This window comes from Moorena sp. SIO3E8 (assembly GCF_010692445.1).
Lineage (GTDB): Bacteria > Cyanobacteriota > Cyanobacteriia > Cyanobacteriales > Coleofasciculaceae > Moorena > Moorena bouillonii.
The window spans coordinates 12,971-36,598 of record NZ_JAAHHM010000056.1 but is presented as its reverse complement, the minus strand read 5'-3'; the positions used below and the strand labels follow the sequence as shown (position 1 = coordinate 36,598).

Here is a 23,628-nt window from a genome sequence, read left to right as displayed (position 1 = left end):
TAGGCCACGCTGCGCGAACGTTCAGGGTGGGGAGGAAAGCCGCGCCTCCATCTAGTAGTTAACAATTAAGCCCGTTGCACGTTTGAGGAGTCGGACTTTCCGGGCTGAAAATTGTCCGATCCGTTTCCAATTAATGTTGCTAACAGAGACTTGTTTTGCCGTCTCACCACTGACCCAACCTCGATAAGTTTTACCAGCTTTAACCGCTTCGACATAATCTCCTTTGCGAAAACCGTGACGAGTGGTTGTCCCCCCGTACTTACGCCGTTTTCCACCTTTAGAAAATTGCAGTAAGTGCAACTGACGGCGGCTGATGGGTGCTCGTCTGACTACAGCGAACAAAGCATTGGTTACGGTGCAGTTCTCTGGGAAACTTACCTTACCGTTGCGATAATAGTAATTCCGACGACGGAAAAAGTGAGTGGCAGCCAGTGCAATTCCGTCTACCCCATGGGTTTCCAGCGTTTGACGACTTTTGTCGGTTTTGTCTTTGGTCAGTCCCAATCCTTCTCGCTTCAATGCCGTCTCCCACCCTTGCTTTCGGGTAACCGGAGCCATCTGTTGTAACTGGGAGATTGCCCAGTGTTGACCTACCATTACGGGAGAGAACCCTTTATTACCGCGTGCTTTGACCACTTCGTAGACAATAGCTTTGACTGGGTATAAACGAAACAGTTCACTCACCACTTGGAATTCGAGCTGACGATTTGCTCGAATGGAAGGGGGAACCTTTTTTGCTATCCGGTTTTCAAAGCGCTTCTGTCTGTGAGCACGTTTGGAATAGGAGACTTTGCGGTTAATCCGACGACTCCGGCGAGTTCTTTCGGCGAAGCCGACGCTACGCGAACGCATAATTCGTCGAGTATCGATCCGGTCACGAACTCTTTTATACGGCAGTACCAAATGCCCCGTCCAAAGAGTAGTGGTTTGAGACTGAACAGCAATGCCAGAAAACAGTTTGCCGGGATCAACTCCAACAGCAATGTCTTGGGTTTGGCTTCCAGATGGTTGATTAACTAATTTAATGGCGAAAATATTTAAATCGTTTGGGTAAACAACGGCAAAACCTTGTTTCAACCAACGACGAGCGCGAGAAGCTTTTGTTGGCATCAGGGGCTTTCCATTAGGTGAAATAACTGGAACTCGTAGCATGGTGATAAACCTCACGAGACAAAGTATTTAGGTTAAAAACCCGTCCCCTGGCCGTAGGCCACGCTACGCGAACGACCACCAGATTCAAGATGTCCTGTCTAACAGCAACTGACAACACAGTTTTGAAGAGGTTCGGACTGGGGAAGCATCCGAACGTTCGTGCCAGAATTCGGTTCAATGGTCTAGTCAAACCTGAGAAGTTGCTTGTCTTCTCAAGCCCCAACCTGGCCGTAGGCCACGCTTCGCGAACAACGAAGTAGGTTGGGGTTATTGACAGCTGTTCCCTCGTTGCCTTTTGCTCAATTGCCAGAAGTTTTGTCCAGAGCCTCTGATGTCACTACTCTTGATGTTGATAAATTAATTTAAAGTATTGCTAAAATTTTGTATATTTTGTTACTAAATACTGATTTTAATTAAAAAAATGCATAAATTAAATGCATAAATTGTATTATGCAGTTAGATCAAGTCTGCCCCTGCTCCCCTGCTGTCATAACCATGGCATTCAAAGGAAGACCAGCTTACTCCCAATCCTGACTCGACAGGGGTAGTCTAACGGTAAACAAAGTTCCTACACCAACCTGGCTATCTACCAAAATTTGACCACGGTGCTGCTCTACACTCTTGTTAACAATCGATAATCCTAGACCTGTACCAGGAATATCCCCAACATTGCTAGCTCGCTGGAAAGGTTCAAACAGCTGGGAAATCTCTTGTTTGGGAATACCAATTCCCGAGTCTCTAATTTTAAAAATTGCCCAGTTACCTTCCACGGTTAACTGAAACTCTACCGTTCCCCCTTCAGGAGAATACTTAATCCCATTGGATAGCAAGTTATTGAAAATATATCGAAGGAGTTGGGTATCCATATAGGCATCAGGAATATTACCTTGAGGAGTAAAAATAATCCTATGGCTCCCCCCGGTAGCCAACTGCATCTGCTCTATCAAATCAGAGCAGAATTCTACTAGGTTAATTGGAGTTGGGTTAAAAGTTAGCTTGTTTCCTTCTGCTTTTTCAATAAATATAATTTCATCCAAGAGTTGTCTCATATCTTGGATAGAGCCTTTAATTTGTTCAAAATACTTGCGATGTTTATCTTTGACCAAATGTTTGCTATAGCGTTCTAACAATTCAGTAGCTAGGATAACTTTACTCAAAGGTGTACGACATTCGTGGGAAACAATAGAGACAAAGCTAGATTTTTGCTCTCTAAGCTCCTGTTCTATTACTAGTGCTTGACGGATTTTTGCTTCTGCTTGAAAGCGAGAAAGGGCAATTTCAATGGTAACTCGCAGTTCTTCTTCCTCAAATGGTTTCAGAAGGTAACCAAAGGGTTGGGTTATCTTAGCTCTTTCTAGGGTGAGCTCATCGCTATAGGCAGTCAAATAGACCACTGGGATCTTCAATTTTGTCCTAATCAGCCTTGCAGCAGTCACTCCATCTATTTCCCCTTTCAGACGAATATCCATCAGGATTAAATCTGGTTGGATTTCCTCAGCTTTTCTAACTGCTTCTTCTCCAGATACAGCCACAGCAGGAACCATGTACCCTAAAAGTTTGAGGCTATTCTTGATATCCATAGCCACAAGTGTTTCATCTTCAACAACTAGGATTTTTTTCTTGGTCATGCTCGACTTGCCCTAGAGATCCAGTGAATGGGGAAAGTTTATTTTTAATCTAGTGCCTTGGCTACAGTCAAGGATGATGTTACCCCCCAGTTGTGCAGTCAAGTTACGAACAATACTCAAACCAAGGGATTTAGTGGATTGAAAGTCTAAATTGTCCGGTAAACCAATACCATTATCACTTACCGTAAGGATTAGCTGACCCTGTTGATCTGAACTTAGACTGATTTCAATCTTACCCTCTTTATGTTCATGAAAGGCATATTTGAGTGAATTAGACACCAATTCATTGATGATTAGCCCACAGGTAATAGCTACATCAATGGTTAAGGGAGCTGTGGTAACTTCAATATTGAGGGCGATTGTCTGTCGGTTAATCCCGTAGGAACGGAACAAGTTATTGGTTAAGGTTTGAATGTATTTTCCGAAATTAATCTGGGCTAAATTTGGGGATTGATACAGCTGCTGGTGAATCAGAGCCATAGATTGAACCCGATGCTGGGAATCTTTGAACAAACTTAATGCTTGTGGATCTTCAAGTTGCCTCGACTGTAGGCGGAGTAGGCTAGAAATAATTTGCAGGTTATTTTTGACCCGGTGATGAATTTCTTTGAGCAAAACCTCTTTTTCGGTTAGAGAGGCTCTAACTTGATTTTCCGCTTGCTTGCGTTCGGTGATATCTACAATTTGATACAGAAATTTTCGGGGCTTACCTTGAGCATCCCTGACTAAAACTGCTTTCTTGGTCAAAACATGGATAACTCTACCATCTTTCGACAGTAAGCGATTTTCCATCTGAAAGTGGGATGTTCTTCCTGGCCACAACTCTTGATTCGGGGTAAGGTTAATTGTGAAATCATCGGGGTAGATAATATCTGTAGCCTTTTTCTGCCTCAGTTCCTCGGCTGTGTAACCAACCGTGTCACAAAAGGCTTGATTAACCTTTAGCACGGAGTTATCAGTGCTGGTAATTGCCATACCCATGGGAGATAGTTTAAAAATCAGGCGAAATTGTTCCTCACTTTTGCGAAGTTGTTCATTGACGTTCTGTAGGTCAGAAGTCCGTTGTTCGACTCTCAGTTCTAGTTCCTGGTTGAGCTGTTGTAGAGCTAATTCTGCCTGTTTATGCTCGGTGATATCAATCCCTACACACACGGCTGCAGCACCTTGCTGGTACTTCTGAGCGGCAATTAGATAATATCTCGAAGAATTTTTCACTTTGAGCTCAACCACCTGGGAAGATCCTGAGTCCCCACAGGCGAGAAACTGAGTCATAAAGCCGACAAACTGAGGGCTGCTCTGCAGAAAACCCAACTCTTGACCGACAAAAGTCTCTGGAGGTAATTGCAGGCTCTGAGCCAGATGTCGGTTAACCCCAAGATATCGACCATCAGCACTAATCCAAGACACCGCTCCCGGTACAGCATCCAAAACTGCCTCTAGTTGCTCTTTTGTTTGTCGCAGCTGATGATTAGCTTCGGACAATTCTGTTGTCTGTTTTTGAAATTGGTATTCCAATTGCTGATCAGCCTGTTGCCATTTCTCCTGAGCCTGCTTACAGTTGGTAATTTCCGGTTGTAATTGCTGATTGACCTGAGTTAACTGAGCAGCTTGTTGTTCCACTACTTGCCCAAGTCCTTTGATAATCCTACACATCTGTGTATAATTAAGGGTTGTGAGCAAGTTAGGCTGGTTAATAATGCCTAGCAACTCCCCTAGATCGCCAGTTTCCAACACTTGTGCTAGCTGCTGCTGTTCCATCTGTTAATATGATGTGAATATTATTTAATCAGTACTGATCTAACAAGTACTCACCGAACGCTGTTAGATTATCACAACATCTCCAACAGAAATACTAATCTGACCCCATCCGATAGACTTCCTCGACCAATGTTGCTAAACGCTGCATGGCCATTTCAATTTCTTCTTCACTAGCGGTAAGACTGATGCGAATGCACTGTTGCTGGTGAGACCAGTCTTCTCGTAAGCCAGGGAAAAATGTACTCCCAGGCACCACAATCACACCCACCTGCTTCAACTTTTGATACAGTTCCCAGTCGGTAATTGGCAAATCCTGTAACCACAACCAAGCAAAGATAGCTCCTTCACCCCGATGCAAGAACCAAGGCAAGTCTTTGGGCATGAATTTGTCTAATGTCAGTTCAAGGGTCACAAACTTTTGCTGGTAGTGGGGGCGAACCACATTAGTGGCAATCTCAGGGAGTGCTCCAGATGCGATCGCTTTTGCGGCAATAGCTTGTCCATAGCGAGCCGAATGAATACAAAGATTGGTCTGGAAGGATTGTAAAATGCTAATTAGCTCGGGATTTCCAATTGCTACACCAACCCGTTCCCCAGGTAGTCCAGCTTTTGATAAACTCAGACAGTGGATGATATTGTCTCGAAAGACTGGTGTCATTTCGGTAAAGTTCAGTGCTGGAAAGGGTGGAGCATAAGCTGCGTCAATCAACACTGGCACATTGAAGGGTGCAGCCATTTCCGAAATTTTGATTACTTCTTCATCGGTTAGGACATTGCCAGTGGGATTACAGGGACGGGAAACAATTACACAGCCAGTCTCTTCGCTAATCTTCAATTGGCTGAAATCAGGGCGATACTTAAAACGGTGTTGCTCGTGGTTAATTTCCAGAGTAGGTTTGTATGCATATACTGCTTCTGGAGTCAAGCTTACTCCTCCATAGCCAGTGTATTCTGGAGAAAGGGGCAAGACCACTTGTTTGAGCTGGCCGCTGCTGGTGTAGCCACCAAAAACGTTAGCGGCGTAGAAGTAAATCGATTGAGAACCGGGAGTAATCAGGATATGGCGATCGCTTAGGGAAAGACCGTAGCGTTGATTGAAATCCTTTGCGATCGCATCGATCAGAGGCTGATATCCTTGAGATGACCCGTAGCGGCAAATCACCTCACCATACTCTGAGCTAGCCAACAGTTGTGCCGTGCAATCGCGCCAAAGTTGCTCGACTTGTGGCAAAATCACTGGGTTTCCTGCACTGAGATTAATCCAATCTTGTCCCTGACCAGCTCGTAGCGTTTCGATAATATCTTTCATAATCGCTCGGACACCAGTCAGTTTGGACATCTGAGTCCCAATTTGAGTCAGGGTAGGATCCATGGATAGTGATCACCTTTTAGCTGTGATGGTACTTTATCAAGAGTTCTCCAATCGAAAATCATACCAACAAATGCCGATTCTCGAAGCAAACAAATATGCTCTTGCCCTTCACACCACTAGTCCTCAATTGGGGCTAGTGACCAGTAACTTTGCCAGGGATACCCGCTGCCAAACTTGGGACTTAGGGCGAGAGTTGTCTGGCCAATTGCATCAGCACTTGACTGAATTTCTCAATTCCCAAACTTGGGAAAACTTAGAATTCATTGCGGTAGCTATCGGACCGGGTAGCTTTACGAGTACCCGTATCGGTATAGTTACTGCTCGTACCATAGCACAACAGTTAGATATTCCCCTGTTTGGCATTTCTACACTGGCAGCGATCGCCTGGTTAGGGAAAGAGGGCAAAGAGGAGGAAGAGGGTGCTATGTATCAAGACAACTCTGGATCAGGACTCAGCACATGGGCTACGCCCACGCTACGGGAACAGCAATTAGCAATTAGGACTCAGGATTCAGCACATGGGCTACGCCCACGCTACGGGAACAGCACTCAGATTGCTATTCAAATGCCTGCCCAACGTGGTCAGCTTTATACCGCCATCTATCAGCCATCAATAGCTGGTCTGGGGCTGAGGAAGATATTACCAGATGCTGTCATGACTTCAGATCAATGGAAACAAGTTTTGGATACCTTAGAAACACCATTACGATTGCTAGAGGCTCCGGCAAATTTGGGAAGTTATGCTAGGGGTGTCTTGGAACTTGCTTATCTCGATTGGCAACAGGGAAAGCGCCCCAACTGGTCAGAAGTACTGCCGTTTTATGGACAGCATCCAGTTTAAGAATTAAGAATTAAGAATTAAGAATTAAGAATTAATAAAATTAGATTTTTTTTGAAAATTTATAATTCAAATTATGGGGTATTTTTGAAATATAAATTGATAATTTATAATTGGAGCGAAGCGATTGACCAAGGAAGAAGAACGTGCGTACTGGCTAGCATGGTCCGAAGTTCCCGGTATCGGATCAGTATTGCTCCAACGGCTACAGCAACAGTTTGGGACTCTAGCAGAGGCTTGGAAAGCTTCAGCTTCAGAGTTAGGAGCAGTTGAAGGGTTCGGGGTGCGGCTGATCGAAAGAGTAGTGAAAATGCGTGGGCAAACTAATCCGGAACAGCTACTTGAGCAACACTTGGTCAAAAATCCTTGTTTTTGGACACCAGCGGATGGGGAGTATCCCCGCTTGTTACAGGAAATTCCTAGTCCTCCCGCAACGCTATACTATAGCGGACTAGTTGATCTACAAGAAAATTACGGTAGCAAGCCGATAGTCGGTATTGTGGGTACTCGAAATCCCACCGAATACGGTAAACGTTGGACTCGTAAAATCAGTGCTACCCTTGCTAAGCATGGTTTTACAGTGGTGTCCGGTATGGCAGTGGGAATTGATACACAAGCCCATCGCGGGTGTCTGGAAGCGGGTGGTAGGACAATAGCAGTTTTGGGAACTGGCCTTGATGTGGTATATCCCTTGAGCAATAGTTATCTTTATAAACAAATTCAAGAACAGGGATTGATACTCAGTGAGTATCCAGCTAGTACGAAACCCGCACGTTCCAACTTTCCCCAACGGAATCGGATTATTGCTGGTTTAAGCCGTGCAGTTTTGGTGATGGAAGCGCCTAACAAGTCCGGAGCGCTAATTACTGCTAGGTTAGCCAATGAGTTCTGTCGGGATGTCTATGCACTACCAGGTTCCTTAGATAATCCCAATTCTATCGGTTGTTTGGGACTGTTAAATCGGGGTGCCCATGTAATTTTAAGTGAAGGTCACTTGTTGGAAATGCTCGGAGCTATTCCAGAACTTGACCCCCACTCGGCTGTAGAAAAACCTTTACCCGCTTTACCCGTACCAACCTTAGAGCCAGAATTGGCAAAAGTGTTGGATGCGATCGCATTTGAACCAACCCCATTCGATATCATTGTCCAGCAAGCAGCTTTAGAAGCAGGCTCAGTATCCAGTGCCTTGTTACAGTTGGAACTAATGGGATTAGTGTCTCAGTCACCAGGGATGCGATATCGAAGATTAATAACTGAAATATGACAGTAAAAAGGATTGAAGGTTTAATGTTGAAGGTTGAAGGTTGCAGGTTGCAGGTTGCAGGTTGTAGGTTGCAGGTTGCAGGTTGTTCGCGTAGCGTGGCCCATAGGCCAAGGTTGGAGGTTTAAGGTTGGTAGGTTTAAGGTTTAAGGTTGCAGGTTGCAGGTTGACTGTTGACTGTTAACAGTTAACAGTCAACAGTTAACAGTCAACAGTCAATAGAATAAATTGAGATGAATACAAATAACAGTAATTTACGTTCCTTGGCACAAAAGCGTAAATTGGCGATTGGAACGGGAGTGTCGATGGAACCGTTGCGGGACGATCCTAGTTATCGGGAGTTGAGACTTAGTAAATAGTTAGCGTTACTTTGCGTCTGTTTTCGGTAGCTTGCGGATATATTCGCCGCCTGAGACATAGACCAACCATTGACGTCTGCGTTCGAGCTTTGTAGCTGACCGTGTTCATGTTCTTTTAGCATTACTTTTAAGCAGTATTCGCCCTTGCTCATTGAGCGGTTTTGTGGGTATAATATAGGTAATAACAGGCTAACACCCTATGGCTCCCAATCACTCTTACACGACAAAACTGAAGCTTAACAACCGTCAAAAAACGTTGATGGCCAAACACGCTGGTTTTAGTCGGTGGGTGTACAACTGGGGTTTAGGGATGTGGAAAGATGCCTACAATCAAGGGTTAAAGCCTAACATTAAAACCCTAAAGCGGTTATTTACCAACCATGTCAAACCTGAGTATCCCTGGATGAGGGAATTATCCTCAAAGGTTTACCAATATGCCTTCATCAATTTAGGGGAAGCATTCAAAAGGTTTTTCAAAGGATGGGGTAAGTACCCTAGATTCAAATGCAAGGGTAGAAATGATCGCTTTACTATCGATAATTCAGGAAGACCGATTCGATTAGGTGGACTAATTCATAACTTACCCTTCCTGAAGCAGGTTAGAACGTTTGAAGCCCTACCAGATTGTCTAACTAAAAAAGTCACAATCTACAAAAAAGCCGGGGAGTGGTATATTAGCTTCTCTATTGAAAAGACCTTTGAACCAACACTTAAAGAACGAGAAAGAGTTGGTGTGGATTTTGGGATAAAAACCCTAGCTGTATTAAGCTCTGGTGTTGAGTTTGAAGGACTTAAGCCTTACCGCAACGCTCAAAGGAAATTAGCTAGAGTTCAACGGAAATTATCTAAAAAAGTAAGAGGCTCTCAGAATTACTCAAAAACCAAGCTTGAAGTACAGAAACTTCACCGTCGAGTTGCTGATATCCGAAAAGATTATCTTCACAAGATGACCACTTATATAGCTAAAAACCACAGCGTAGTTGTCATAGAAGATTTAAACGTGTCTGGGATGATGGCTAATCATAAATTAGCCAAAGTTATCGGTGATAATGGACTGTATGAAGCCAGGCGGCAACTTCAGTATAAGTGTGAACGCTACGGTGCCAAGTTAGTAATAGCTGACAGGTTCTTTCCATCTAGTCAATTATGTTCATCATGCGGAAATAAACAGCCAATGCCTTTATCTGAAAGGATTTATGAGTGTGGTTGCTGTGGAAATAAGATTGATCGGGATTGGAATGCCTCAATGAACCTAGAAAGCTATAACGAGTACGGCTCGACTCGTAAGCCTGCTAAGGGTTAACCGCTCCCATGCCCCCGTTGAAGCAGGAAATCAACACACAAAGTCTCGTTATGTGACGCTTTGTACACGTTTGATGGAGCAGGTGTTGATGCGTGAATATAACATGGTGACACCAACTTATATCATGAAGTTTGAGGCGCTACAGCCGCAACGCCATCACTATAATTTTGAAGCTGCTGATAACTTTGTGGCCATGGCGAAAGCCAATCACATGCAGGTGCGCGGTCATAATCTAGTTTGGCATCATAGTGTGCCTTGATGGCTAACCCACGGACAATGGACAACAGAAGAGTTAATCTATATCCTGCGACAACATATTCATACTGTTGTTGGTCACTATCGGGGACAATTAGCAGCTTGGGATGTGGTCAATGAAGCGGTAGCAGACCAAGACTCAGCAGGACAAAGGAAACGAGATACAATTTGGTTGCGCGGCATTGGACCAGAATACGTTGAGTTGGCATTTCGGTGGGCTCATGAAGCTGACCCCACAGTTCCCTTGTTTTATAACGACTACGCTGGAGAAGGACTTGGGGCAAAGTCAGATGCGATTTATGCCATGGTCAAAGACTTGCGGCAACGGGATGTCCCAATTCATGGCATTGGCTTTCAGATGCACATTAGTATTCAAAATCCTCCTAAGCCAGAAGAAATAGCAGCAAACATGAAACGTCTGGGTGAGTTGGGATTGCAGGTTCAGGTCACAGAGATGGACGTAAAAATCCATGATGGTAGCGGCACACAAGAAGAACGGGTGGCTGCTCAGACACAGGTATATCGAGATATACTCCAAGTTTGTTTAGAGGCTCCCAATTGTACAGCGTTCTTAACTTGGGAATTTGCAGATCATCATTCCTGGATTCCGGATTTATTTGGTAAACCAGATTCCCCTCTACCTTTCGATAACTCCTATCGTCCTAAAGCTGCTTATCACGCGATGGTTCAAGTTTTAAAAATTGATAGTTAAAAAGTAAAAAATAAAAATAAAAATCGCTTAAATTATCCTTTTTCATTCAATAAGTTATTGTATAATTTTGGAGGTAATTAACATGGTATATTTACCTGATACCCTCGAATTAACTATTAATTTAAGTGACGAACAATTTTTCCAGCTTTGTCAAGATAACAGGGATTTAAGATTTGAGCGCACCTCTGAAGGAGATTTAATCATCATGTCACCTACCGGAGGAAATACAGGTAGACGAAATATTAAACTATCGACTCAACTAGAATTGTGGAGCAGTCAAATGAAACTTGGTGTTGCATTTGACTCTAATACAGGATTTAAAGTGCCTAATGGAGCCAATCGTTCCCCTGATGCGTCTTGGATTAAACGAGAGCGTTGGGAAGGGTTAACCTCAGAAGAACAGGATAAATTTGTTCCTTTATGTCCTGATTTTGTGTTGGAATTGCGTTCTCCGAGTGATTCCCTGTCTTGATGCAGTCGCTCATGGGGGAAACCCCCAAGACCGCGCTGCATCGCTGAAAATGGTGCAAACTAAAGTCCGAGAATATATGGAAAACGGCGCTAGATTAGGATGGTTAATTGATCCCCAAAATAAGGTTGTGGAAATCTATCGTCCCAATCAAGATTTAGAAATTATCCAATCTCCGAAAACCTTATCAGGAGAAGATATTTTGCCTGGATTTACTTTAAATTTATCAGAAATTATCTGATATATAGAGCAGTTACCAACCCAATTGATAAGTGCTATAGTTGAATAGGTTAATCGTGAGATAGTATCTCTACATCTGTCCAGAAAATTCCTGAAGCATCACTCTCGTTTTCGTAAATATCCTGTACGCTCGACCCCAAATAACCATCTACTATCAAGCTATTCAATAACCACAGTAGTAGCGGAAGTGCGCAAATACTCATCAAAAAGATTAGGGATTTTCGGATAGTGTTTATCACTGTGCTAACTCCGGTATAGGAAAAATAATTCCGCTTAACATTAGCCACGCTATAGCCAAAGTAAGCACAATGTTAAAACTCTGTCCTACCAAGTAAAGAATCATGGGTTTACCACCCTGAAGTTGTGTCCCTAAATCCCGAAAGTTCGAGTCTAGACCAATGGACAAAAATGCGATACAAAATAGCCAGCCGCGATAGGTCTTGGTTTGACTAAGAATCCCTTTAACTGTATCCATTCCCATCAAGGGAATAAAAACAAAGGATACTAACACAGAAGCAGCTATAAAACCTAAGATAAACTTGGGCAAACGTACCCATAATTCCCTCATTTGTGGTTTAGGAGCATTTGGCTCGCGCTCTACACAAAAGACCCAAAATAAAGCGATCGCAAAAGCTATCACGCCGATCAGCATATTTTGAATCATCTTTACTAAAGCAGCAGCTTGACCAGCGATTTCCCCTACTGTTTCACCAGCAGCGACAACTGCGCCAGTAGAATCAATGGTTCCCCCCAGCCATGCACCACTGACTAATTCATTCATACCCACAGCCTTGACAAACAAGGGCATGATCACCATCATGGCAACAGTAAAAATGAGAGTCATCCCTACAGCTAAAGTCAACTCGTTTTTCTTAGCCTTACAAGCTGCTGCTGCTGCAATAGCGGCTGATACACCACACACTGATGTTGATGTTGCGACTACCATCACCAGTGATTTCTGCTGCATGTTCAGAAAGCGAGTACCAAACAGATACATAAATATGATCACAATAGGCGTAACTAGCCAAGCGATCGCTAAACCATAAGGTCCGAATTCCACAATTCGGTTAAAGAGAATTTCTGCACCGAGAATCACTAAGCCAGTCTTGATGTAATATTCAGTACGCACCGCTGGCATCATCCACCTTGGTGTACCAATAGTATTGCTGATGATTAGTCCAATCAACAATGCCCAGAAAGCATAGCCGAGGTTAATTGCTTTAGCGGTCTGTGAATTCCCCAGTATATAGGATAAAACTGCTAAAAGAAATATAACCAAAAAGCCTGGTATCATGTTTCTGCCTTCTTTTCCCTTCATTACCAGGTTGCCAAGGGTAAACAGAGCACATAAACCAATGGCGAGCAATGCCAGTTTAGGAAGCAATTCCCAGGGGAGTGCCGATAATAGATCTATCCCTTTCCATTTGGGCATCTTTGGCACAACAGTTATGATGCCACTAAACACTGTCCCCAATAACAGCAGACCAATCCATACAGACCACCAGTCTTCTAATTTGTAGAAGTTAGACCATTTTGTTTGACTCATTAGTAGATTTTATTTTACCCTGGAAGGCACCACCGAAATAATATCAATTCATAATACCAATTCATAAAAGTAGCACGCTAAGATGTAGATGGGGAGATAGCCATCTCCCCACGCCGGGGTCAGTTTCTTTAACTATTTCCTATTCCCTGGGCACAGCGCTATACTTTATTCTCGGTAACGATTGCTCCTAGTGGCACTTTCAAAGGCTCTAGACTCGAAATCCCCTGAAAGCCAACCAGAGCTAGGGAAATACGTCGGCGCTACCAAAATGACTGAAACCCAAGTGCATCGCTTCTGTCTTCTGCCTTCTGCCTTCTGCCTTGCTGTTGTGCAATTTAAATGCACAACAGCTTATCTTAAAATCCCAGTACAAACTGCTGGTCGAACCTGAACATCAATTCAACTCTCAACCCATTAATTCCTTCCCAGGAAAGATTTAGAAACACAGGAGCAGCCTCTGCTTTATAAACGTAAGATGCGATCGCAATACACAGAGCAACACTGGTGAGTGCAGTATTAACAATTTTGGCAAGTTTTTTTTTCATTTTTAGATTATCTCGACTACATTTGGTTACTACTGACTGTTCAAACAAAAATTCACTTTAATGGCTGATTAGATTGGTAGTTGATAAATTCCCTAGCAACGAGAGGTTATAACTAACAGCGCTAATATAATTCAGGAGCTCCCTCAAACCCCTCAATGAATGTTGATAACTATAGCTTCCTATGCCGTTCCAGGTTTCTGTAAAAACAATCAAGTGACGTTGATTATAATGATCTTATCAAATGATCCGGACAACTTGTATCAAGTTATTATCAATATAATCAAGGGAGTTGTGAAGAGAGTTTTAAGGAAATATGAAACTAGTTTAGGACTTAGGCAAAACTAGTCAAAAAAAACTATAGGTAGTAGAACACTACAGGTATATTTGCTGTGTAATTCCTGTAGTTAAGACTAGTCTCGTTAGACTATGAAAACTAAAAATTATGAATTGTGAAGACTGATAATACCTGATTTCGACATAACAAACTATCCTCTGATTGAGGAGCTTCGAGTCAGGAGTCAGACTAATTTATTTTACAGTAATTTTTAAGATAAATTCGTCCTTGACTACTCACAAAACTTTTGATATAATTCCTCAGTATTAGTTTTCCAATTATCTAAGTCCCCAAACACCGAAATCACTCGTACCACATCTAGGAAAAGATCGTGATCAGCAAAGTAACTCGCCAGCTGAGCAGTTTTATGCTCAGCTGGCAATTCAGCTTGGATAATCCGATACGCTTCACCACCCATAACTTGAAAGGGAATAGTTTCGGTATCTGTAATTAGTTGTCCATTATTATCAGTTGTGTTATACTCTACCCAGTAATAATATTCTTTACCTCGTTGAAGTGGCTGACCTTTACCATCAGCATTGTAAATAACACTAGTCTGATTATCGTTTACCTGATAAGACCATAAGGCTTTTTCATAGCGAGAGTAACGAACTTGAATGATATTAACACTTCCTTCCCAAGCAAATAGAGGTTGGTCACTCCAGGTGCGATAGGCAGCAATATTAGGAGAAATTGAACAAAACTCTCCATGGGTACCTGCTTCATCTTTCTTCCTACGAAAAAGATCTCGGATCTTAGCCCATACAGATTGTGTTTTCTGTTTGGTTTGACTTACTGCTTTCGCTACTTGATTCCCTTGACTGGTAAACGAAGATCCAACTGATACTGATGAGGTCGGAAAACTAATACTCATCGTTCCAGTAATTAGCAGTAGATAAAAGACTCTGATTAATCGATACATAGGATTTAAAGGCCAAAGGCTTGCCGGGAATTAAATTAATAATTAACTAAATAATATAAAACCAGAGTATAATTGATGGTAAAGCTATAGGAATTAAAATAGAAGCTGAGATATAAGCCTGTAGTCCGATTATTCCATAGACCGCTGTAGCACCAACTAAGATCAATATTGATTGCTGTCGTTTTTGAGGCTTTTGCTGCAGCAGTAGCAGCGTTGTTCCTTTTCCTAACAATGCTGCTAATAGAATCATCCAGCTGTCGGGAATTAATTTTATTGTATGTTTCGATAAAAAATGGTGAACCATATAAGCATGGGCTTCACCTCCGGTAAATACCTTCGGACAAGTATCTGGTGGCTTTCTGGTTCGATTCAGTGGATCACACCAATATTCAATAGCTAGAGGTAGAGAAAAATTATCCTCGGCTTCATCATATCCCCCAGAGGCAATGATAACCACTTGCTGCTCAATGTTAGGAAAGTCACTTTTGAGGAATTCCCAAGCAGGCTTGTGCTCATAAGCCTGTTCTGGAGGAATAGAAAAGTCAATAATATAGCGCATCCCTAACGGTAGATTCTTTGGTTTGAGGGATGCGTTCGCGTAGCGTGGCCTACGGCCAATCGCAAAAGGTAGATTCTTTGGTTTGAGGGATGCGTTCGCGTAGCGTGGCCTACGGCCAATCGCATTATCCTGGCTACTGACTTGCTGAAGATACTGACTAACTTGCTGCTGAAAGTTGGTGGTACTTTCAACATTAGGATTTAATCCTATCCCGTGGTTTGGCTGTTGGTGCAACTGGTGTGATAGAGCCAGTAGATAGGCAAAAGGACATGACTTGTTGCAGGTGGCATCCTGGGGGAGTTCCATATCCCAACGGAAAAAGGTAATATCCCCTTGTAGACTCCATTTAGGGCTAGCAATTTTGGGAAACACCTTGCGATTTTTATCCTGATTGACCCCAAAGACAAACCAGGTATCCTGTTGACTAACAGCGGATTGAATCGCACTAGCCAGTTTTTCCTCTCTCGGTTCTTGGGTATGCAGCAGATAATCAATTCCAATTACCTTAGCGCCTGAGTTCGAGAGTTGTCTGACTAATTTGCCAAGGTATTCCCGTTCCATCGGCTGGGTTTTAAAGCCTTTAATTTCCAGTTGCGCCTGATTGATTGAGTCTTGATCAATAGCAATTAACAGTACAGAGCGTGGCTTCTGGGAGGATAAACCCTCCCGAGGAAACTGGTTTGTGCTATCACGATAGACAGCTTGAACAAAGGTTCGCCCATCTTGCAACATGTCTTGTACAGGAACCATAGCGCTAACTAAAAGCACACTAGCTAATGCGATCGCTTCTTTTGGTTTAGGTAGCCACTGCTGAAGTAGTTTCTGGTAACCCCAAGGCTCAATCCGAAATGGCTTGGCACCATAGGGACTAAAAAACGAAGGAATCAGGTAAGCTGATGGATAAACAAACTTTTCACCTACCTGTAAATTGCGACAAGCTGCCAGCATTGCTTCCTGGACATCCTGATACTGAGCTAAGCTGCTGCAAAATTCTTTGAGAAATACATGAGCCACATTATCATGAACTTCCTCCCGCATGATCACCACTTGCAATCCTAAATCAGCCAACCGATTGGCAATTTTTAGACCACGACAGGAGTTAAAGACGCACAACTGAAGCCCCTGATTTTTAGCAGTAGTTAGGTATTCCTTAATTTCACTGATAGATACCAACTGCTCTGGCGCGATCGCTAATTTTCCATCAGTAACTTTTGTTTCATCACTATGACCCATAAAAAATAGAGCATCCCACCCCCTTTCATCCGTTATTTCTGCGGCCAGTGCTGCTTTAAGATTCACCCCATCCTCTTGCTGTTGCCAGTCAAAGAACTCTACTTGAGCAACGCCTTTAAGCAACTTAATAGCCTGCTTATCTTTCTCTAAATTCAGATCTGTATTATCCCCCAAAATTGCTAAAATCCGAGGTTTCCCATGGCGCAGTTTATTATCTAGCGCTATTGTTTCTGCCTGAGTAGTCATCGGAATCCTGGTAATCCGAATGGTTCCACTGGGGATATCCTCTGGAACCAACTGCCATGCTTCCCAAGGAAGCCGTGCCAATTCCACAGAATCGCAGGCTATAAAAATAGCTACTTCTCGATAGGCTTCTGCTGTCTTCTTTGACTGTGATTCCTTTCTAGCAATAGTTAAAATTTGATGTTGAATTGTTTCTCGAATAGTCTGTAATTGACCTAACCACCGTTGAAAAACATCCAGAAATATCTCTTTTGCTTCTTCTAATTCATGTCCCAAGTCATCGACTACTGGTGTGATAGCACCACTAGATAATTCTCTTGCTCGCAATTTCGGGTAAAACTGGAGGTAAAGGTATCGCCACTCTTCATAACACTCTATTACTTTAGCTGGATAGTCCAACTTAGCGGATACTTCCTGTCCGTGATTACCCCGTAAATAAAACAGACAGGATGAATCAGCTTGCCAAATATTTAGTCTAAAACTACTTTGATGATTAGTTGTCATTTGTTCCTTGTTTATTACCCCTACTCCCTACTCCCTACTCCCTACTCCCTACTCCCTATTAAAATATCATAAACATTTATCAGGCTCAAAAGCAAAGGGAAGTAGAGTTAATGATGCTCCGTTACTTAAAGAAATGGTTACTACAAATTTTTGGTTCCAGCTACCTGCTACTGCAACATGGAGATAACGTTCATTTACCAATACCGCTTCAGAGACAACACCAGTGAATTCACTGATTCGTAACTTCATACCAGGGGGAAGTGTATTACCAAGACAGTCTTCGATTAGCAATAGCAATGCCCATTCACGAGTATCTTCTGGTGCTTTCTGGTAAATGAACCAGGTAACAGCACATAGTTTGAACAGAATGCCATTTAAATTAACAGTTTGGTAAGAACCACGAGCATGAGACGGAACAATTAATCCTTTTTGTCGTCTCAACTCTTTAGCGATCGCTCGATATCTGTCTGGTTCATCCGATACTGGACTAATCCGACGCATCGATGGCTTAGAAAAGGTATAGTCAGGAAGCAGTTGCCAAGATAAACAGCTTGCTAACTCATCCATTTCTCCTCGCAGCCACTCTGCTGTATTAATGGCTGTTTCAGCAAAGAATGGTAGGATTTCCTGAACAGAACGCTTAGTATCAGCAACTGGAATTGTGATCTCTTGGGAATCTAACCAACGCAAGTAGTGCAGTAAATGATTTGGTTGCTGATCAAATAAAGACAGAGGTAAATTATAGTTACGGTTACCTTGTGGTAAGTTAGTTGATTCGCTATAGTTAACCAACTCGTCGTGACGTAAAACACCTCGAATAATACCCTGTTCTTGGGTTTCTTTAACCTCAATTAGGATATAGAAATGAGCCGCAAGTTCTGGTAATTCAACCGCAGCTATTGGTACAGTAACCAATTGCTCATTGGAGTTATCCGTGACAATTATACACAGATTAAACTCCCCAACTTTCAAATTACATACTGTATCAATCAGATTAGCATAGTCTGGTTGATACACCGAACATTTATCCGTAATAATTGGTAGCTGATAAACCCGCTCTTCTAACCATCTTTTAAAACCAAATAATGCTAAACTATTTAGATAAATTTCCTCCTGATTTACTTCATTATTCACTTGTTTGCTAATCTTTATGGCTTGCTCAAAGTCTTCTGTTTCGAGCCAAAAGTATTCTAGTATTGGAAGGGTTGTATCCATTGACTCTATACTGGCCTTATTCATTGTTTGCTCCTTGTTTTTTTTTGTTGTATTCATCTAGATATCGGCACAGTCGCTGAGCATATAAACTATTCATTGAACGGCTTTTAGACGTACTCAGTTCGGCTACCGCTGCTTGAAAAACTTGTGTATTTAAGAAAGCCTCAACTTCCTGCATCACGTTACTCAAATAATCGAGCTTTGTAGCATTTTCTTCGAGACCTAATCCCTTAGTCGTTGTTGAGATCAGCTGGAAAAAATTTTCTACACTCAGATACTGAACATGATTCAGCAGTTTCCCTGGTGCCAAAACTCGGCTGGCTTGGGAATGATTGGTCATATTCAAAAGGGTTGCTATCTCTTTAAGAGACTTCCCCTCACAGTAAAAGAATCGGAAACCTGGGATAACCTTTGAAGCAAAACAAGCGTAACGGCGGCTTTGCTCTAAAGAGGCAATGTGCTCAACCAACGCTTGCCCTATAGCGTGATCTAAAACCTCAATCAGTCCCTGTTCAAGAAAATCCTGCAATTCAGATTGTCCTAAATGATCTATAGTATTAATAGAGTTTAGATCAGGTAATTCTTTCGGGACATACTCCCCAGTTTCTGGCACCCGTGCTTCTAGAGGTTCCCAGATCGGACTTCCTCTGCGGCTCCAAATCTCCTCTTCTTGCAGACCCTTGGCTATCCTGGTTAGTTCTTTGTGAAGCTCTTTGGTGGAATTGATGATAACACCACGTTCTGGCAACAGGTGGAGCATGTCTTGGAGTTGGTCATCCCTAGGCTCAAGGCATTGGTTGACTCTATGGTTAACTCTATGGTTAACTCTATTGCGCCGCTGCTGTTGTCTGTCTTGAGAATAGACAGTATGGAAGGTTTCTACTAGTTTGCGATCGCGTGGATAGAGCTGTTCAAGGTGTCTGAGTTTAACTCGTCCCAACAGTGACCAGTTACTGGACAAGGGCAATCCCTGTTCAGCTAAGCAACGTTTTATGTCAGGATGTTGTTTAGTTTTACGATATGCCCAATTGTCCAAACTGAGGCGATCTGATGAGTTCAGACGATAGCTTGCTAAGACATCAATCGTAAAAAACTGACCAAGTCCACGTTTAATTTGACCTTGCTGATTCAGAACCAGTTGAGTTTTGCCATCACTATCGAGAATAATCGGAGTTTTGCCATCATCATTGAGTACATAGGATAGCAGCTCACGGTAAGTTAAGCGATAGTCAAGGCAAAACTGACTCGCTAGTGTTTTACAAGCCTTTAAGATCGAGGAAGAAACATAGCACCGAAGACAAAGTCCAGCTAACGCCTGGGATGTAGTTTCAACCGTAGATGGCTCAGCGCGAAACCAAGATAGCAGTAAATCTTGAATATCTCGCTCCCACTGAGCTGATAATTTTTGCTTTGGATCTAATCCCAGGAGTGTTTGTTGAAAAAACTCCTGTGCTTTGTTGTGATGGCAGACTTTGTAGCCTTCTTCGTTATTGCCTGGGTCAAATACCCGAATTGTCGAGTATCTAGATGCATCCATAACTGATTGAGACAGCACTCTATTAGTATATAGATGTCATGCTATTTAACCTGTGCAGTTGTTCTCAAGGAACAGCAACAGGCAAGGGGTTGGTCAATGGTGGAACGATTTAAGGTAATCGGTAATGGGGAAGCAGGGTGAAACTCAATCGATTGAGGCGACGAAAATTTATATCTCAAAGTTTAGGAGCTCTGGGAATAACTCTGTTATCCACTGCTTGCCGAAAAGCGTACAATTCTCAAGAGATCACCTACTCTGATTCTGGAGATAACTCTTTGTCACTGAAGTATATTAACGTTCCCCCTGCTAACAACCAACCACCAACTGGATTAATTGTCTGCTTACACGGCTTTGGAGCCAACTCCCAAGATTTAGTATCTTTGGCTAAGGGGCTAAACTTACCAGATTATCAGTTTCTATTTGCTGAAGCTCCCTTTGACCATCCTGCTGTACCTGGGGGTAAAATGTGGTATGACTTAAATGTCCCCGGCTATCAAGGCTTAACCGAAAGCAGACAGAAGCTGATTGATTGGCTCAAATCCCTGGCCAAAAGGCCACGCTACGCGAACGAAGGCAGCACTGGCGTGCCCCTATCCCGCACCATTCTGAGTGGATTTTCCCAAGGCGGAGCCATGACATTAGATGTAGGGTTAACCTTGCCAATAGCAGGCTTAGTATCCATGAGTGGCTATTTACATAGGGAACCCCAACTTCCTACAGGCTTGTCATTACCACCCATTTTGATAGTTCATGGCAGACAAGACGAGGTTGTACAGTTAATGGCTGCTCACCATGCTAGAGATACTCTAACTGGTTTAGGGATACAGGTCAAGTATCAAGAATTTGACATGGGACATCAAATCATCCCAGAGGTAGTAGTGCTATTTCGTAATTTTGTTATTCAATTAATGGCTAATCGGTAATGTGTTCGCGTAGCGTGACCGTTCGCGTAGCGTGGCCTTTTGGCCAAGGTCAAGAACTTTTAGTTAATTGAATTTTTTCGATTCGGAAATCCTGATAACAATTAGAAACTCAGTAGAATACAAAAGTTCGTCAGATTAAGCCTAGAGCCATCTTCGACCTCTGGTCATCCCTCTCTTTCTACACAACTAGGTGTAGTCTACTTGAGTGCAGACTACTAGAATCCCTATTCTTCAGCGATTTTGTTTTATACCAGTCGAAGTAAAGCTTAAGACATATTCGGTGCATCTTCAGGCGCGACCTGAACGCGCCCCGCGTCGGCTTTGCCGATAGATGCGAATTTAATTCTTAATCCGGAAAGCGTACCTAGAAAAGTTGTTTAACCTGGTTGGTGGAACGGGCATGTTGGTGGAACGGGCATGTTGGTGGAACGGGCATGTTGGTGGAACGGGCATGTTGGTGGAACGGGCATGTTGGTGGAACGGGCATGTTGGTGGAACGGGCATGTTGGTGGAACGGGCATCTTGCCCGTTTCATTTTTCGGGCGGACGCAACTACTACTAAAAATCCCTATATAGTTAATTAACTCTTGCCTTTTCCTAAGCGATGCAGCGCGGTCTTGGGAAGGCAGCGCGGTCTTGGGGGTTCCCACGGGGCTTACAAGGTGCGGACGCAGGTTCCGCACACAGCCCCTCCCCATGAGCGACTGCCGTGGTTTCCCCCACTCGCGCTTTGCATCAAGACAGGGATTTTGTTCACAACTCAAAGAGAAATGCTATATTTCACAAAAAGTTTGGTTCTTCAGTACCTGCTATGCTAAATTTCCAGTTAAAAAAACTCAAAAAGCTGACTGTGTAAGGTTTTTGAGGCTATTTAACTCATAAAATTTTCCAATATAGCTGCCTCTTCCTCCTGCTCCCTGCTCCCTGCTCCCTGCTCCCTTTGCCAAAGTGTTGATTTAGCATAACAAGTACGGAAGAGCCAAAAGTTTACAAAGTCTTGAAATTCTTTCAGTGTAGATAACACAAACTTGATGAGGAGTTGGTCACTTTAACACGCTTCGCTAATCAACTAGAGAACTCTATGAACGTTATTGAAACCAAAATACCGGAAGTCTTAATTCTTGAACCCCGCGTCTTTGGTGATGACCGTGGTTTTTTCTTTGAAAGCTACAACAAACGAGTTCTAGCAGATAAAGCTGGGATCACCGCTGAGTTTGTCCAGGATAACTATTCCCGTTCAGCCCAAGGAGTGCTTCGAGGATTACACTACCAGATTCAACAGCCCCAAGGTAAATTGGTGCGGGTTTTACTGGGGACTGTATTTGATGTGGCAGTGGATATCAGAAAAAGCTCCCCGACCTTTGGACAGTGGGTTAGTTGTTTGCTGAGTGCAGAAAATAAACAACAAATCTGGATTCCGGCTGGATTCGCTCACGGATTCCTGGTGGTCTCTGAATTCGCTGAAGTTTTATATAAGACTACCGACTTCTACGCTCCTGATCACGAGCGGACTATTTTGTGGAATGACCCTGACCTAGCCATTCATTGGCCTCTGACCGACTCTCCTACTCTGTCGGCTAAAGATCAAGCGGGTAAGTCTTTCAAAACAGCCGAGGTTTTTTCATGAAAAAAATCTTACTCACTGGCATCACTGGACAAGTGGGTCAAGAGTTACAACATACTCTGAGTCCCCTAGGCCAAGTAATCGGTGTGGGGCGCTCGGATATGGACTTAGCTGAGCCAGAGAGTATTCGTCAGGTAATCCATCATATTAAGCCTGACGTGATTGTCAATGCAGCGGCTTACACGGCTGTGGATAAAGCAGAGACAGAACTGGCACTGGCTAAATCGATTAATGCTGTTGCTCCGACCATCATGGCAGAGGAAGCTCAGAATTTAGGGGCGATCCTGCTCCATATTTCCACTGACTATGTGTTTGATGGCAAAAAAAATACTCCTTACACCGAGCAAGACACTCCTAACCCCATCGGTTCCTATGGTAAGTCCAAACTGCAAGGGGAAGAAGGGGTACAGCAAAAATGCGATCGCATTCTCATCCTTAGGACTGCTTGGGTTTACGGTACTCGTGGTCATGGCAACTTTGTCAAAACCATGCTACGACTAGGGGCTGAGCGAGAAGAGCTTCGGGTGGTAGCGGATCAAGTGGGTACTCCTACCTGGGCTAAGGATATAGCAGTAACCATTACTCAACTTTTGCAAGCAATGGATTCTAATCCAGTGGTAGGGGGAATCTATCACTTCACCAACAGTGGTGTCACTAGTTGGTATGACTTTGCCGTTGCCATCTTTGAAGAAGCCAAACTCCTTGGCTTCCCCTTAAAATTGCAGCGAGTTGTTCCAATTACTACCCCAGAATACCCCACCCCCGCCCAGCGTCCAGCTTACTCAGTTCTCTCAAACCAGAAAATATCCCAAACCTTGGGAACCTATCCGCCCCATTGGCGTCAATCTTTGAGGCAAATGTTAGCAGAACTTTATCAAAAGCTTGGGTAATTGCTATAAGCATAGGGAGTAGGGAGTAGGGAGTAGGGAGTAGGGAGTAGGGAATCGGGAATCGGGAATCGGGAGTCGGGAGTCGGGAGTCGGGAATCGGGAATCGGGAATCGGGAATCGGGAATTGGAAAAAAATCCTGTGTACCTGATTACTATGAAAACCGCTATAGTTCAAGTTCACCCTTAAACCTTAAACCTTGGCCTTT

General features: G+C 43.2%; 18 protein-coding genes and 2 pseudogenes. 10 read left to right on the top strand and 10 right to left on the bottom strand.

The features are described 5' to 3' along the window. Positions 1 to 51 precede the first annotated feature (51 nt). From F6K46_RS22040 to F6K46_RS22025, 4 genes are all read right to left on the bottom strand, one after another. Complete coding sequence (locus tag F6K46_RS22040; RefSeq protein WP_293059668.1) at positions 52 to 1,152, bottom strand: RRXRR domain-containing protein; 1,101 nt, start codon at positions 1,150 to 1,152, stop codon at positions 52 to 54. 518 nt (positions 1,153 to 1,670) lie between these two features. Next, positions 1,671 to 2,780: an ATP-binding protein gene (locus tag F6K46_RS22035; RefSeq protein WP_293059665.1), complete on the bottom strand. Its 1,110-nt coding sequence runs from the start codon at positions 2,778 to 2,780 to the stop codon at positions 1,671 to 1,673. A gap of 12 nt (positions 2,781 to 2,792) precedes the next feature. Further along, positions 2,793 to 4,538, bottom strand: coding sequence for a histidine kinase dimerization/phosphoacceptor domain -containing protein (locus F6K46_RS22030; RefSeq protein ID WP_293059662.1), 1,746 nt, complete (start codon positions 4,536 to 4,538; stop codon positions 2,793 to 2,795). A gap of 94 nt (positions 4,539 to 4,632) precedes the next feature. Continuing rightward, a complete protein-coding gene (locus tag F6K46_RS22025) occupies positions 4,633 to 5,910 on the bottom strand; it encodes a valine--pyruvate transaminase (protein WP_293059659.1) in 1,278 nt (425 codons plus the stop codon). Between the two features lie 70 nt (positions 5,911 to 5,980). Here F6K46_RS22025 and tsaB point away from each other — a divergent pair, with 70 nt between their 5' ends. The 6 genes and pseudogenes from tsaB to F6K46_RS21995 all read left to right on the top strand — a co-directional run bounded on the left by tsaB (position 5,981) and on the right by F6K46_RS21995 (position 11,348). Beyond that, positions 5,981 to 6,751, top strand: a complete 771-nt coding sequence (gene tsaB / locus F6K46_RS22020; RefSeq protein WP_293059713.1) for a tRNA (adenosine(37)-N6)-threonylcarbamoyltransferase complex dimerization subunit type 1 TsaB — start codon at positions 5,981 to 5,983, stop codon at positions 6,749 to 6,751. A 124-nt stretch (positions 6,752 to 6,875) separates the two neighbouring features. After that, on the top strand, positions 6,876 to 8,012 hold the full coding sequence (dprA, locus tag F6K46_RS22015) for a DNA-processing protein DprA (RefSeq protein ID WP_293059656.1): 1,137 nt from the start codon (positions 6,876 to 6,878) through the stop codon (positions 8,010 to 8,012). 230 nt (positions 8,013 to 8,242) lie between these two features. Continuing rightward, a complete protein-coding gene (locus tag F6K46_RS22010) occupies positions 8,243 to 8,368 on the top strand; it encodes a hypothetical protein (RefSeq protein WP_293059653.1) in 126 nt (41 codons plus the stop codon). Between the two features lie 199 nt (positions 8,369 to 8,567). Continuing rightward, positions 8,568 to 9,671 carry a transposase gene (locus tag F6K46_RS22005; RefSeq protein ID WP_293059650.1) on the top strand — a complete coding sequence of 368 codons (1,104 nt, stop codon included), beginning with the start codon at positions 8,568 to 8,570 and terminating at the stop codon, positions 9,669 to 9,671. 73 nt (positions 9,672 to 9,744) lie between these two features. Next, positions 9,745 to 10,638: pseudogene (locus tag F6K46_RS22000) on the top strand (endo-1,4-beta-xylanase). Positions 10,639 to 10,720: 82 nt separating this feature from the next. Continuing rightward, positions 10,721 to 11,348 (top strand): annotated as a pseudogene (locus tag F6K46_RS21995) (Uma2 family endonuclease). 234 nt (positions 11,349 to 11,582) lie between these two features. Here F6K46_RS21995 and F6K46_RS21990 read toward each other — a convergent pair. From F6K46_RS21990 to F6K46_RS21965, 6 genes are all read right to left on the bottom strand, one after another. Further along, positions 11,583 to 12,893, bottom strand: a complete 1,311-nt coding sequence (locus F6K46_RS21990; protein ID WP_293059644.1) for a putative sulfate exporter family transporter — start codon at positions 12,891 to 12,893, stop codon at positions 11,583 to 11,585. Between the two features lie 356 nt (positions 12,894 to 13,249). Further along, entirely contained in the window at positions 13,250 to 13,438 is a 189-nt protein-coding gene (locus F6K46_RS21985; protein ID WP_143727560.1) for a hypothetical protein, read from the bottom strand. 566 nt (positions 13,439 to 14,004) lie between these two features. Beyond that, positions 14,005 to 14,646: a hypothetical protein gene (locus F6K46_RS21980; protein WP_293059639.1), complete on the bottom strand. Its 642-nt coding sequence runs from the start codon at positions 14,644 to 14,646 to the stop codon at positions 14,005 to 14,007. Between the two features lie 94 nt (positions 14,647 to 14,740). Beyond that, on the bottom strand, positions 14,741 to 17,233 hold the full coding sequence (locus F6K46_RS21975) for a CHASE2 domain-containing protein (protein WP_293059636.1): 2,493 nt from the start codon (positions 17,231 to 17,233) through the stop codon (positions 14,741 to 14,743). A gap of 66 nt (positions 17,234 to 17,299) precedes the next feature. Continuing rightward, the gene (locus tag F6K46_RS21970) at positions 17,300 to 18,472 is read right to left on the bottom strand and encodes a DUF1822 family protein (protein WP_075898687.1); all 1,173 of its coding nucleotides are present in this window, start codon (positions 18,470 to 18,472) and stop codon (positions 17,300 to 17,302) included. Further along, positions 18,465 to 19,985: a hypothetical protein gene (locus F6K46_RS21965; protein WP_293059632.1), complete on the bottom strand. Its 1,521-nt coding sequence runs from the start codon at positions 19,983 to 19,985 to the stop codon at positions 18,465 to 18,467. Before F6K46_RS21965 ends, F6K46_RS21970 begins: the two co-directional genes overlap by 8 nt. A 275-nt stretch (positions 19,986 to 20,260) precedes the next feature. Between F6K46_RS21965 and F6K46_RS21960 the strand changes: the two genes are divergently transcribed. From F6K46_RS21960 to rfbD, 4 genes are all read left to right on the top strand, one after another. Next, positions 20,261 to 20,908: an alpha/beta hydrolase gene (locus F6K46_RS21960; RefSeq protein ID WP_293059711.1), complete on the top strand. Its 648-nt coding sequence runs from the start codon at positions 20,261 to 20,263 to the stop codon at positions 20,906 to 20,908. A gap of 389 nt (positions 20,909 to 21,297) precedes the next feature. Next, on the top strand, positions 21,298 to 21,492 hold the full coding sequence (locus F6K46_RS21955; protein ID WP_293059629.1) for a hypothetical protein: 195 nt from the start codon (positions 21,298 to 21,300) through the stop codon (positions 21,490 to 21,492). 497 nt (positions 21,493 to 21,989) lie between these two features. Further along, a complete protein-coding gene (gene rfbC / locus F6K46_RS21950) occupies positions 21,990 to 22,535 on the top strand; it encodes a dTDP-4-dehydrorhamnose 3,5-epimerase (RefSeq protein ID WP_075898682.1) in 546 nt (181 codons plus the stop codon). Next, positions 22,532 to 23,422, top strand: coding sequence for a dTDP-4-dehydrorhamnose reductase (gene rfbD, locus F6K46_RS21945; protein WP_075898680.1), 891 nt, complete (start codon positions 22,532 to 22,534; stop codon positions 23,420 to 23,422). Before rfbC ends, rfbD begins: the two co-directional genes overlap by 4 nt. The last annotated feature ends 206 nt before the right edge of the window (positions 23,423 to 23,628 follow it).